This window comes from Leuconostoc fallax KCTC 3537, from assembly GCF_000165675.1.
GTDB lineage: Bacteria > Bacillota > Bacilli > Lactobacillales > Lactobacillaceae > Leuconostoc_B > Leuconostoc_B fallax.
Map to the genome: position 1 here is coordinate 247,338 of NZ_AEIZ01000015.1, position 14,175 is coordinate 261,512.

At 37.6% G+C, this 14,175-nt stretch carries 12 protein-coding genes and 2 pseudogenes; all 14 read right to left on the reverse strand.

All coding sequences use genetic code 11. The annotated features are described in order from the left end of the window. Positions 1–79: 79 nt before the first annotated feature. A complete protein-coding gene (gene htpX / locus LEUFL_RS0104960) occupies positions 80–970 on the reverse strand; it encodes a zinc metalloprotease HtpX (protein ID WP_010007891.1) in 891 nt (296 codons plus the stop codon). Beyond that, entirely contained in the window at positions 970–1,518 is a 549-nt protein-coding gene (locus LEUFL_RS0104965; protein WP_010007893.1) for a LemA family protein, read from the reverse strand. The genes htpX and LEUFL_RS0104965 overlap by 1 nt, the downstream gene beginning before the upstream one ends. 96 nt (positions 1,519–1,614) lie before the next feature. Next, positions 1,615–1,965, reverse strand: coding sequence for a YlbF family regulator (locus tag LEUFL_RS0104970; protein WP_010007895.1), 351 nt, complete (start codon positions 1,963–1,965; stop codon positions 1,615–1,617). A 20-nt stretch (positions 1,966–1,985) separates the two neighbouring features. Beyond that, complete coding sequence (locus tag LEUFL_RS0104975; protein WP_010007896.1) at positions 1,986–4,064, reverse strand: PBP1A family penicillin-binding protein; 2,079 nt, start codon at positions 4,062–4,064, stop codon at positions 1,986–1,988. 5 nt (positions 4,065–4,069) lie between these two features. After that, entirely contained in the window at positions 4,070–4,549 is a 480-nt protein-coding gene (locus LEUFL_RS0104980; RefSeq protein ID WP_033192916.1) for an arginine repressor, read from the reverse strand. A 31-nt stretch (positions 4,550–4,580) separates the two neighbouring features. Beyond that, positions 4,581–6,254 carry an arginine--tRNA ligase gene (argS, locus tag LEUFL_RS0104985; protein ID WP_033192917.1) on the reverse strand — a complete coding sequence of 558 codons (1,674 nt, stop codon included), beginning with the start codon at positions 6,252–6,254 and terminating at the stop codon, positions 4,581–4,583. Positions 6,255–6,536: 282 nt separating this feature from the next. Further along, on the reverse strand, positions 6,537–6,806 hold the full coding sequence (locus tag LEUFL_RS0104990; RefSeq protein WP_010007902.1) for a hypothetical protein: 270 nt from the start codon (positions 6,804–6,806) through the stop codon (positions 6,537–6,539). Positions 6,807–6,871: 65 nt separating this feature from the next. Continuing rightward, positions 6,872–7,693, reverse strand: coding sequence for an SPFH domain-containing protein (locus tag LEUFL_RS0104995; RefSeq protein ID WP_010007903.1), 822 nt, complete (start codon positions 7,691–7,693; stop codon positions 6,872–6,874). After that, the gene (locus LEUFL_RS0105000; RefSeq protein ID WP_010007904.1) at positions 7,693–8,043 is read right to left on the reverse strand and encodes a toxin-antitoxin system HicB family antitoxin; all 351 of its coding nucleotides are present in this window, start codon (positions 8,041–8,043) and stop codon (positions 7,693–7,695) included. The genes LEUFL_RS0104995 and LEUFL_RS0105000 overlap by 1 nt, the downstream gene beginning before the upstream one ends. 188 nt (positions 8,044–8,231) lie before the next feature. Then, positions 8,232–9,713 carry a UDP-N-acetylmuramyl-tripeptide synthetase gene (gene murE, locus LEUFL_RS0105005; RefSeq protein WP_029508663.1) on the reverse strand — a complete coding sequence of 494 codons (1,482 nt, stop codon included), beginning with the start codon at positions 9,711–9,713 and terminating at the stop codon, positions 8,232–8,234. Positions 9,714–9,796: 83 nt separating this feature from the next. After that, positions 9,797–10,851 (reverse strand): annotated as a pseudogene (locus LEUFL_RS11570) (tRNA dihydrouridine synthase). 123 nt (positions 10,852–10,974) lie between these two features. Beyond that, positions 10,975–11,565, reverse strand: a complete 591-nt coding sequence (locus LEUFL_RS0105015; protein ID WP_010007908.1) for a non-canonical purine NTP pyrophosphatase — start codon at positions 11,563–11,565, stop codon at positions 10,975–10,977. A gap of 1 nt (position 11,566) precedes the next feature. Then, entirely contained in the window at positions 11,567–12,883 is a 1,317-nt protein-coding gene (locus tag LEUFL_RS0105020; RefSeq protein WP_010007910.1) for a bifunctional folylpolyglutamate synthase/dihydrofolate synthase, read from the reverse strand. A 108-nt stretch (positions 12,884–12,991) separates the two neighbouring features. After that, positions 12,992–14,135 (reverse strand): annotated as a pseudogene (locus tag LEUFL_RS11575) (nicotinamide-nucleotide adenylyltransferase). Between the last annotated feature and the right edge of the window lie 40 nt (positions 14,136–14,175).

Sequence of the window (14,175 nt, forward strand, 5' to 3'; positions counted from 1 at the left end):
TTGAACAAATGTTCGTTAGTTAAATTATATCGATTTCAGGTTATTAGCTCAATAAAAAACCGCGAATAATCGCAGTTTTTTACATTTTTTCTAATCGAGCTATCCGTTCTTCTAAAGGCGGATGTGTGTCAAATAAATGTTGCTTATTTTTAAGCGGATTACTAATATAAAGTGCCGCTGAAGCTGAATCGACATCTTTCATTGGCCGTGCGCGCCCTAATTTTTCTAAAGCACTAATTAGTCCCTGAGGGTTTCGTGTAAGCGCCACACTACTAGCATCTGCTAGGTATTCACGATTACGTGATATTGCCATTTGTACTGCAGCCGCTGCTAATGGTGCCAATATCATAATGACAATAGAGAACACAATAAGAATAATTTGCAAACCGCCGCCACCTTCTCGGTTATTATCACGACGATCGCCACTACCCCATAACCACCAGTTAGATCCCATGTTCACTAAAAAGGTAATAGCAGCTGATAAAGCCAACGCGATAGTTGATATTCTAATATCATAGTTTCGTATGTGGCTAATTTCATGTCCAATAACACCCTCTAATTCACTACGATTCATAGTGCTCAATAATCCTGTCGTTGCTGCAACAGCTGATTTTTGTGGGTTATTCCCCGTAGCAAAGGCATTAGGACTTTGGTCATCAATAATAAAGACACGCGGCATTGGCACCTGAGCAACCATCGCCATATCTTCAACTGTATGCCATAATTCGGGTGATTGATCAGAACTGGTAATCTCATGCGCATTATTCATCGCCATAACAACACTGGTTGAATTACTAATCATAATGGTCATATAAATAACAGCAATGATGATACCAGCAATAATACCAAATTCCAACGATCGCCAAAGGAGATAACCAACAGCAGCGCCAACAATTGCCACAAAAATAATGAAGGCCACTAACAAGACAATCGTTTTTCGCTTATTGGATTGTATTTGTTCAAATAACATTAAAATTCAACTTTAGGTACTTCTTTTTCAGCCTCAGGAACCTGCAAAAATTCACTAGGTTGAAAATGATGTACCTTCGCTACCATGTTACTTGGGAACGACTGTAATTTCGTATTATATGTGGCAGTTGTTGTATTGAAAAGTTGGCGAGAATAAGCAATCTTGTTTTCAGTATTGGTTAGCTCTTCTTGAAGCTTGTTAAAATTTGTATTGGCTTTTAAATCTGGATAAGCTTCTGCACGAGCAAAGAAGCCAGAAAGTACACCACTTAGCTCATTAGAAGCTGCCATTGCTTCTTGAGGGTTAGCAGCAGCCGCAACATCTTGACGAAGACGTGTGACCTTTTCTAAGGTTTCGCTTTCATGCTTGGCATATCCTTTGACGGTGTTGACCAAATTAGGAATTAAATCATTCCGGCGCTTAAGTTGGACATCAATTTGACTCCAAGCTTCTTGAGTGCGCATTCTTGCTGTAACTAATCCGTTATATGTGACAATCCATACAAAGGCTATGACAACAACAATGGCTATAATTATCCACAATGTCATAATTTACCTCTTTCTTAAATTACATTATATTATACGTGAAAATAAAGTTAACCGCTATAAAAAGAGTCAAAACTAGCGTTTCGACCCCTTTAATACTTACTTCTTAAGATTAGCGTATGCCTGTGAGATTGGCTTTGTTACCAAATCATTTAACTCACCAAGTAAACTATTCAATGCCTGTTCCTTTGACATCAACTCACTAATTAAAGTGTTCTTTTGCACTTGGTTGGCAACTGCATCCCATTCTTTTTCCTGATCAGCAGTTGGTTGTTCTTGAGACTGCATCATTTGTTGTACTGTCATTTGGATGTTTTGAAATTGTGCAAATAATACTTTTGATGTTTCATCATTTTGCACTGCTTTAAAAGCATCTTCCCATTCAGTATACTGGGTTGTTTTTTGTAATGCTGTTGCCATTTCATTAGCGTTATCATAAATATTAATCATATAATGCCTCTTTCTTGTTTTTAGCGATTAAATAATCCTTTAATAGTATCCCAAGCTTTGCCGGCTTCGTCAACTGCTTTATCGACACCATTATTAAAATTATCTTGGAATTTTTTCCAATTATTACTTGAACTACTACTATTGCTTTTTGTTGTCACATTCGGATTCGTCACATCAAAACTTGTTTGATCCGTATTGGGTAATATCTGTTCCATATAAGTTTTGGCTAGAGGCCCAATAGTTGATGTTAATCCAATTGGCAACCATTGCCCCTTCTTATCAGAATCAAATCCCATCCAACTGGCTGCAACAATATCTTTGGTATAGCCAATAACCCAAGAATCCTTTGATGTATACTCAGACTCTGTGTTCGTCGGATCTTCAGTTGTTCCCGTTTTACCAGCAATCGTATAGCCGGCTGGTGATGCGCCAACTCCTGTACCATTAGTATACGTCCCAAGCATCATTCGTGTCATATTATCTGCAACCTTCGAACTAATGACACGCTTTTGCGTTGCTTTAGTATTGTTAACAATGGTTTTACCTGTTGCATCTACAATCTTAGTAATATAGTGTGCCTCACTCATTACGCCATCATTAGCAAAAGCCGTATACGCTTGAGCCATCTGTTGTGGTGATACCCCACCCGACAAACCACCTAAGGCTAAGGCTAAGTTTTTATCTTTCTTGGTCACTGGTAATCCAAACTTTTGCGCGCTTTCATATCCAACATTCACACCCATCTTATTCAAAAGATAAACAGCAGGAATATTGTAGGAGTTTGCTAAAGCGGAATACATTGGCACCTCACCTGTTTCAACATTTAGCGCGTTATTAGGTGAATACTTATTCGTCCCAAAATTCATTTTGTGGTTTGGTAATTGAGAATTAATGGTATAGCCACGTTGCAATGCTGGTGCATAAACAACAATCGGTTTAATGGATGATCCTGGTTGACGACGCGATTGAACCGCACGATTGAAACCTCTAAATGTATGATTTTCTTCACGACCACCTATGACAGCTCGCACACCACCTGTCTGTGCATTTAAAATTACCGAAGCAGCCTGAGCATCATCCTGATTAGAAAATAGTGCATTCTGTTGATAATCGTCTTGCAGATTGGTTTGATCTGTTTGATTTAGGGTTGTATAAATTTTATAGCCCCGATTCATGACGTCTTTTTCACTTAAGCCATACATATTAATCGCTTCATCAATAACTGCATCAAAGAACCAAGGATACTTATAATTACCAGAATCATCATAAGTATCATTCAGAACAATTGCTGCTGATTTGGCCTGATTAGCTTGTGCCTGTGTTAATTTTTTATTCTCAACCATTGTTGACAATACCAAATTACGTCGTAATTTAGATCGTTGTGGATTATCAATCGGATTATAACCACTCGGATTCGTCAGCATGCCAGCAAGCGTAGCTGCTTGTGATGTCGTTAATTGACTAGCATGCACGCCAAAGTATTTTTGTGAAGCATCTTCAACACCCCAAACACCGTTTCCAAACCAAGCATTGTTCAGATACATTGTAAAAATTTCATTTTTAGAATAAATCTGTTCAACTTGCATGGATAAGAACAGTTCTTTGGCTTTTCGTTTAAACGTCTGATCTTGACTCAAGTAGGCGTTTTTAACTAACTGCTGCGTTAGTGTTGAGCCACCACCAGATATGGCTTGAGAACCTGTTAGTCGATTCTTAACAAGTGATACTGCCGCGCGTGCTAGTCCTCTAATTGAAAAACCGTGTTCGTGATAAAAATTACGATCTTCAACAGATAACACGGCATCTCTCATGTTTTGGGAAATATCATTATACTTCACATATGACCCTTTTTGAGAATATAATTCACCGGCTTTAGCACCATTATCATCATACACATTCGTGGTTTGCGATAATGTAGCTTGTAAATTTTCAACACGTGAGGTCTTGGCAATTGCAATTAGATAAACGCTAGCTGCCAGAAATACCGTCAAGAATAACGCAATTAAGGCTCGCCCAATTTGCCAGCGTCGCCAAATCGGTCTCAATCGTCGCCATCCACCTTGCATAACTGATTTAAATCCACGTCCCAACTGTTTCATAATACTCACTCATGTTGTGCCAAATAAGGCAACCACTTGTTGTAAAGTGTTTTCGCTTCTTGCTCATCGTGACTTGTCACATAGATTGTGTCAAATCCTGCTAATGTCCCAACTATTTCTGGTAAATGAGCATCATCCAATACACCGGCCAAAACATTACCACTAGAATCAGTTGTTTTAATAACAATCATAAATTGAATATGTGTCATTTTTACAGCATATTCACTAATTGCCGTTTCGATTGCTTCTGTTTCAATGACGTCAGGTGTTTCTACATCACTCTGGCGTAACACCTGATAACGTAGATTACCTAGACTATCTTTAGATCGTACAATATTTAGCGCACGGATATCACGCGAAATCGTTGTTTGCGTTGTTTTATATCCTTTTTCAATTAATGCAGTCAATAATTCTTCTTGACTACCAATACTTTGTTCATCAATTAATTGTAAAATCAATTGTTGTCGTTCTGATTTGGTCAAAATTTGAACCTCCTACATACCGCTTAATGCATGATTACATTTCTTCAGGTGCTTTAACACCTAATAAGCGTAAGCTTTCTTCCAGAACTATTGCCACACTGTTAACCAGTGCTAGACGTGCATTCAACTGATCATCCTCGTTTAAAATACGAGAATTAGCATAATACTTATTAAAAGCACGTGATAAATGCAAAGCGTATTTAGCAATAATACTTGGCTCTCGTCGTTGCCAGGCCTGACGAACAACTGTTGGGAATTGACCTAAACTCGTCACAACATCCCAAGTTGCTTGATCGTCTAGGCTCAACGATGCCATATCAACCTCTTGCTGTGCCTTACGCAAAATAGACAATGCACGTGCACGCGTATACTGAACATAAGGACCAGTGTCGCCTTCAAAACGCACAACTTCTTCTAAACTAAAGTCAAAATTATTTGTTCGATCATTCATTAAATCGTGGAATACCACTGCGCCTGCACCAACTTTTTCAGCTACTTCATCTTTATTAGCCAACGTTGGATTTTTTTCTTGAATTTGCTTCAAAGCTAACTCATGCGCATCATCTAATACATCTTTAAGTAAAACAACATCACCTTTTCGTGTTGACATCTTTTTACCGTTGAATGTAATCAAGCCAAACGCAATATGTTCAACATCATCTGCCCATTCAAATCCCAGCAATGACAAAACAGCTTTCATCTGACGGAAATGTTCACGCTGTTCGCCACCCACAACATATAAACTTTTAGCAAAATTGTATGTATTCTTACGGTATAATGCAGCAGCTAAATCACGTGTCATATATAGTGTTGCACCATCTGAACGTTTAATCATTGCTGGTGTTAGATTTTCATCAACTGTTGACAAATCAACAATTTGTGCACCTTGACTTTCAACTAACAACTGTTTTTCATTTAACAAATCTACGACTTGTGTCATTTTATCATTATAAAAAGCTTCGCCGTTAAAAGAATCAAATTGAATATCTAAACGATCATATATTTCCGTAAATTCCTTTAAAGATTCATTACGGAACCACTGCCACAATTCGTGGGCCTCAGCGTCACCATCTTCTAATTTTTTGAACCAAGCACGACCTTCATCATTTAATGATTCATCAGCCTTAGCTTTTTCATGAAATTCAACATAGTAACGTAGTAAAGTCGCAATTGGATCAGACTTCACTTCTTCTTCTGAACCCCATGTTTTATAAGCATAAATCAGCTTACCAAACTGTGTTCCCCAATCACCTAAATGATTAATTTTAACTGGTTGGTAGCCATTCTTCTGAGTGATATTAGCTAATGCATTCCCAATCACTGTTGAACGCAAGTGTCCCATAGACATTGGCTTTGCAATATTTGGTGATGACATATCAATTGTGATATTTGCTGTTTGTCCATCATTATTATCACCAAATGTGTTCTTTTTTGATAAAACATCACTTAAAATATCCTGAGATGTAGATACCTTATCCAAAAAGAAATTAACATATGGGCCTGTAGCAACAATCTTCTCAAAACCTTCTTGATTAATTGTTGCTACAATATCAGCCGCAATTTGTTGTGGTGCTTTGCGTAATGCTTTAGCTAATGTAAATGTCGGAAATGCTACATCTCCTAATTGAGATGATTTTGGTGCTTCCAATTTTTCAGCTATTGTTGCTGTGTTTAAATCGGGTAATACGTCTGCCAACGCAGCAATAATTTTTGTTGTCCAATCATTCTATAAATCCTATTATTCTAATAAATTTCAATACATTATACACTTTTAAAAATTGACACACATTAAGATGCAAACAATAATCTATATCGTTTTAATAACCTAATAAAAATCGCTCCTTGTCCTTTACAAAACAAGAAGCGAGACAATGCTCAAGCGTCATTTCATTCAAATTATCTCAAAGCACGCTTCAGTGACGGTTACGTACGCATTGTTTGTTTCCTAGCATTGCATTTATTTAAAATACAAACTAATGATGACCTGATATTATTGATTATCATCAGCCTTTGGTTGAGTCGCCTCAGCAGGTGCTTTTTTAATCACTTCTACATCGCTCATCTTAACCACTGCACGATGATTCATCTCATTGACTGTGGGCTGATCTTCTGGATCATTTTCAGTGATAACCACAAGCAAAGAATTTTCGTAAATCTTCTCAACTTCACCAGTAAATGGCTTTTCTAAGTTACCATAGGCTGGCGCTAACAAGATGTCCCCGATATTAAATCCAGAGTTATTTTCTACTTCTTCTGACATGTCTGCCTCCAATTAAACTGTGCATTAACGACTAATTATAGCAATTTTAGTACAAAAAAGCAAAATTAGCGTGCTGATTTACCACGCTGCAATAATTCACCAACGACTGGGATTTGACCTAATGTTGCCATATCTTTACCATCTACAACAACCATATTAGTTGGTGCATTGGCTAAATCAGAGAACGCATTGATTGATTGGTTTTGGAAGTATTTGTCATCTGCATTACGTAAACCGGCCTGAACAGTATCAATACGATAACGTTCTGCATCGGCACGCGTCTTTGTTGCATCAGCTTCAGCTTTAGCAGTCGCAATTAAGGCATCATTCTTAGCCTTTACTGTCAAATCAATTGAGCGTGCTTCTCCTTGGGCTTTAGCAATCGCTGCAACACGTTCACGATCAGCTGTTAATTGTTTGTCCATTGCTTGTTGAATTTGTGGTGATGGTCGTAATTCATCAATATTGATTCGATCGACGTTAATACCATATGTATTCGTTAAATCACCAATCGCCTCAGCTAATTGGATATTAATTTTTGTCGTTGATCCCAACGCTTCATTCAGTTCCATACGTCCAATAATATCACGCAAGTGACCACGCACTAATTGTGCCATTGATTCAACAGAGTCCGTGTTTTCGTACATATACTTAACAGGTTCAGTCACGTGATAATTCAATGTCACACTCGCCTTGATATCTGCATTATCAGCTGTAATCACAGAATAATCAGGTAAACGCAACGGCCGCATAGCCAAACTAACATTGCGAATACGTTGAATAAACGGCACGTAAAAATGTAATCCCGCATCTTGGCGTAATTTGTACTTCCCCAGTTGTTCTCTTAATCCGACGTTGTTTTGAGGTACTATCTTAAAAAATAACATCAATTACTCTCCTTAATCTCCCGTAGTGTCAATATGTTACCGTTCGATTCAATAATGACATATTCAGCGTCATGCTTTGCCTCATCTGCATTATCGATTAAATAACGATAATAAATACCAGCTACCTTAACCAATCGACTTTCTAAATCAATATTTTCGCCATGCACTGCTTGCCCTACAAATTGCCGATCTTCAAATGACTGCGGTTTTAACCCATCCACAATCACTTGTTGCAAAAAATTATTCACCGAGCGATTTTCCAAAGCCGCACGCCGTGCAATCTCTTCATGTAATGCGGGATCAATACGCAACGGAATATGCCCTGATTTAGTTGTATCTTTATCTTTCATATCTTAATGATATCACATAAATATCATTATGGTATATAAATATGATTATTTGTAATAAAAAATAAGCCTAACGGCTTACTTTACAATGCAATATTGATATTCAGTTATTAAAATAGCAGCCTCACTATACATTAATTTAATATACGATGCTGACCATAATAACTATCGTAAATCACGCTTCTATATATTTAAAAAGTCAACTGCTTCACAACAGCATAATCACCAATATATGGTACATCTTGGCCATTAATTTTCTGATACGGATCTTCACCCTTGCCCGCAACAATGACAATATCTTGTTCCCCTGCTGAAGCAATGGCTGCATGAATTGCTTTAATACGATCCATTTCAAAATGAACAACAACATGATCATTATTAATATGGCACGCAATTTCATTAGCAATATCAGCTGGATCTTCATATTGCGGATCATCAGCAGTCAAAAAGACAACATCAGCTAATTCACCGATTACTTTTCCAAAATCTGCACGTCGGCTCACCCCTTTATTACCAGGTGATCCCACAACAACAATGACTTTACCAGTTGGATATTTACTTTGGGCAAAACTCAATAAGGCATGCATCGAAGCATAATTATGGGCATAATCAACAAAAGCAACACCATGACTTGGAATTGGCATGCTTAACATTCGTCCTGGAATAAATACTTCGTCTAACCCTTGCACCATATCTTGATGCTTAGCACCAGCAAATCCAGCAATCATGAGCGCTGCTAATGCATTACTTTCATTAAAATCCCCCGGTATGTTTAACCGATAATGTCCGATAATTTCTGATAGTTGCTCAACTTTATGTTGCTCGGAAACTGTAAAATGACTTTCATGAATAGCGCTATCGTTTGATATAAAAACATAATCACCCTGATTTTGACGATTAGAACTGTAAGTATACAAACTTTTACCAGCTTCATGATTTTGCTTTGCATGTGAAAATATTTCATCATGATGATCCGTTTCGTCATTAATCACAATCGTATCAGAGTGATCTAACAACATTAATTTATGTGCTAAATAATCTTCAAATGTCGGATGTTCATTAGGGCCAATATGATCGGGAGATATATTGAGAAATGTTCCAACGTCAAAGTGTAAGCCATACACACGATCTTTTAAGTAGGCCTGCGAACTCACTTCCATAATCAGATGTGTCATACCATTATCGACAGCCTGGCGCATATCTTTAAACAACTCATAAGATTCTGGCGTTGTTAAATCAGATTTCTTTTTATCACTCGCTTGCGGTCCTGTAATCCGATCAACAGTGGAAAAGAGAGCTGTGCGATTCTGTGTTGCATGTTTTAAAATATAATAGGCAAAATAAGCTGTTGTAGTTTTACCCTTAGTTCCCGTAATGGCACCAATCCATAACTTATCTTGTGGTCGATCAAAGAATTCCGCTGAAAGTAATGAAAGTGCTTGTTGCGTGTTACTGACAATCCACTGTGGGATATCAATGTCTAAGGGCTTAGTTGTTACAATTCCCGTAATACCTACTGCATTTTCAAGATATTTAGGATTGAAATTTCCCTTTACAACAAATAATGTATTGGGTTTAACCTGTCGTGTATCGTAATGCAAAAAGTCAAAGGTTAATGTCTGGCCTTTTGGTGCCGTTTTTAATAACTGATGTGTATTAAGTATGGCTTCAATTTTTTAGATGTTAATTGCATAAAAACCGCCTCTGAAAATATAGTATCAAAAAAGCAGTACAATTGTTGACTGCTTTGGATAAATTAAGCCATTATTTTATCTAAATCACGTGTTTCAATCTGAGGAACTGCTTCATCTAAAATAGTACGTACCTCATCAGTTGCATGTGTTTCCATTAAAGCTTGCCGTAAACCAGAAGCATGGGGAAAGCCACGCAAATAAATCTTAAAGAACCGCTTCAAAGCCTCAAAGTGTTTAGGTGTTACCGTTGCGTTAACCTCATCAAATAAAGTTAATTGACATTTTAGCAATTCGATAGATTCACGTAATGTATGACTTTGTTGCACCTTTTCAAAAGCAAAGGGATTTTCAAAGATACCCCTACCAATCATTATGCCATCAATACCCGGATGTGCTTTAGCAATCGCCAATCCTTCTTGTCGATCTTTAATATCACCATTAAATTGAATCAGTGTCTTTGGTGCTAGCTCATCACGCATTGCTAATATTTCATCAATATATTCATAATGCGCTGGTACTTTAGACATTTCTTTACGCGAACGCAAATGAACTGTTAATACTGCAACGTCTTGTTTAAGGATAAGCGGTAACCATTCACGAAACTCTAATGGTGAATTAAAACCCAAACGTGTTTTAACAGACACAGGTAAAGGTGTTGATTTTGCAGCTGAAATAATGTCACAAGCAAGGTCTTGATGTCGAATCAAATCAGAACCACCACCGTTTTTAATCACCGTACCGTCTGGACATCCCATATTCAAATCAACCGCTTGATAACCCATTTCTGGCAACAACTTCACAGCACCAGCAATATCATCTGGACGCGATCCCCATATTTGCGCAACAGGTATTTGTTCGTCAGGCATATAAGCTAAGCGACCTTGCACGGAAAACTTAGCCTTGGGATGGACCATTGAACTTGCATTAGTAAATTCAGTATAGTATACATCTGGACTAGCTGCTTTTTCGACTACTCGGCGAAATATTGTATCTGTTACAGCTTCCATTGGTGCCAAACTAAAAAAGGTATTTTTTGAGCTTGGTTATGACCCTTCTGTGCGTTTTGCACAATTTGTTGCCAATAACTACTCTGAGATTGATTAAATGCTGCTGACATGATTTCTCCTTCTTACTCAATCCAAGTAAATACATAAAATAAATTTTAACATAGTCTCTGATACTCATGCACAAATTTGATTATGATGTGATATAAAAACAGCACACATTTCGAGTGCTGTTTTTAAAATGATAATTGTTTTAATAAATTTTTGGCTGCTCGACCACGATGGTGGTATGCAACACGTTGGACTATTGGCATCTGTGCCAAGGTTAATCCATTTTCAGTCACCAACAGCCGATCAAGCCCCGCAGCATAGTCACCCAACTGATGATTTAACATATGAATACCACTTTGACCACTGCTTTCCAAAACTTGACCATCCGGTTTGACCAAAACATAGATAGCTGTCATATGTGCGCTATTATTAATAGCTGGATTATCGTACAGTTGTGCAATATACGCATTCTCATTCTCGGTACCCTTAATACCCAGAGCTTTAAAATCACGTGATGTTGTGACGCCAAATTGGTCAGGAAATGCATCTAAAAATAAGCCACTATCATCTGCGAGTATATAGGCATCCGGCAGTAGTCGATGAATAAATAATGCTTTGGTTTTTGCATTTTGATGTAAATCTGTTGTTGTTTCTTTTGGAAACACTTGTTCTGCTAATAATTCACGATAATTGATGACGTCAACCTGATACTCGGCAAACATGCTAGCTATTTCTTGTGTTTTGACTGTGTTATTTGAAGCTAAAACTAATTGCATATTATCGCTCCCGATTTAGTGCACGTAATGTGTAAAAACTACCTGTAACCACAATCATTGCCTGTGATGATTCACGTGTTCGCATTGCAAGAGATAACGCTGCAGTTGGATCATCAGCAATCTCAACATCGATATTTGGATAATTTGTCAAAATATCTGCTGCTAATTCATCCCCAGAAAGCGCTCTTGTTGGATTACTTGGCGTTAATGTAATGACCCGTTGTACGAAAGGAACAATTTCATCTAGCATTTCATGGTAATCCTTATCTTTCAAAACACCAATTACTAGTGTTGGTTTGAATTTGAGATGCCATGAATTAATGGTTGATACAAGTGCCTGAATACCATCTACGTTATGGGCGGCATCATACAAAATGTTATTTTCCCCATCATAGTCCATGCGGCCAATCATACGGGCATTATGTAATCCGATATTTAAATCTTCTTTGGATGTCTGGTAGCCATACAACCGCAGTGCTGCCAAAACTTGCAAAACAGTATTTAAATTATGCGCTTGAAACATACCGGGTAGGTTGAGTTGGTACCCACTGTCATCATCAATTTTGAGTTTCAAACCATTTGGAGAAGTGTTTTCAACAATAATATGACCAATTTTACCAGAGAACCATTCTGCACCTACTGCTGCTGTACGAGCCTTTAAAACATTTAAAGCTTGAATATCTTGACCCGCATAACTCACAACACAAGTGCCGGGTTTAATTAAGGCCGCTTCATTTTGTGCAATCTCTTTGACATTATGGCCCATCAAATTTTCATGGTCCATACTAATTTTTGTAAATACCGTTAGTTTGGCATTATCAATTGCATTAGTTGCATCACGCAAGCCGCCTAAGCCGGCTTCAATAATGGCAATGTTAACCGATGAAGCTTCAAAGTAAAGCAATGCAATCATCATAAAATACTCAAAATAAGATAAATCATTGGTCGATTTACCATGTTTTAACAAGGCATCTGTCACCTGTTTAAAGTATATTAAAAAATCGCGCCGCGTAATTGGCTCACCATTTAAGGTAATTTGTTCACGATCGTCATTGACATATGGACTTGAAAAATGGCCGACTTTCAACTGACTTGCATTAATTACTGCAGATAAGATAGCGCCGGTTGAGCCTTTACCGTTAGTACCAGCGATTTGAATCACATCCATCTGCTGTTCTGGATGGTCTATCCAGGATAATACTTCCTTTAAAAAAGGCACTCTATTATCCTCTAAAACGCGCCATGTTTTATCCATTTTCTTGATTGTTGCTTTATATTTTGCTACAAGCTTTGCTTCCGCCTTAGCTTGTTGTGTCATTATCTTCCCCAAAATACTATCCTCAAATCATTATATCTCAAGACATTCTATCACTTTATCAGCACATCTCTTATGAAAATTTGATTACAAAAAACAGCTTGCGCTGTTTTAAATATGTTTAATATTAAAACCGGTACGTTCTTGAATAGCATCAAGCGCCTGTAGGTATCGCGCATAATATCCATAAGGATCATCAGCACCACCTTTAGCATCCAGTACCACCACTTTATCCGTAAAGCCGTATTCTTCAATAACAGTCATGAGTTCATTATGGAATAACTGTCGTGAATCAATATCTGCTTCTCCCATATTGCGGAAGCCATCATTAACATAAGGTGTTACAGGTGGAATAACCAAAATCAAATCAATCAGCTCTTCTTCAATTGTATTATCAAATAATGGCTTTAACTGTTTGTTCTCCGCCGCAGTAAGCCATAATTTTGCGTATACCTTAGTCACCATTGCATCAGTATCAAAAAAGTTAAACCGTTATTTGCTGGACTGTTAATTTCACGTGAATTGGCATCATATTGCCCTTGAATCAGACGAATATAATCTTTGACAATTAACTCATCATCACTCACATTAGAGCGTTCCTGATACTCACGTGCATATTCCTCAGAAAAAGGTGAATTACTTGTCCGCGCTAAACGACGTACTAAAGTCGATTTGCCAGTAGATGCAGACCCCATAACTGTAATTTTTTGGTAAAATGCCGGCGAAAAACACGGTTAATAAAATCCCAATTGTCAATCGGATTTTGTCGAATATCAGTAGCTGAAATTTTCAAAACCGTCCGATCCATCAAACTGACCTTAAATTGTCCATCTTGAGGTAAACGCTTTTCCAATTCTTTTTTATACGATAACTCACCTGTATAAAATGTAATTTTAGCATTTGGATTAACGATGTTACGGCGAACAACATCCACTAACTTTGCCGTCCACACATCCCAACCATCAGGCATAGGTGGCATATCATCTTCGTTAATATAATCCACTTTAATATCTTCTTCATCCGCAAAGGCTTCACGCAAATAACGGAATCGCTTTTCTACAGATAAACCAATTTGGTAACCACGATCGCCTGTATATCCTGACGCTACAACGAGCACACCATCATTTAAGGCAGCTGCTTTATAAATTTCAGCCTGATGGCCAACGTGCATCGGTGCTAATGTTCCAAAGAAAACACCAATCTGGTCACCTTTAAGATCATCCTTATATAAATTTCCTGCAATCATTCTTGCCATAAAATCGATCAACGCCCCTCATAAAATGAGTGTATGACAT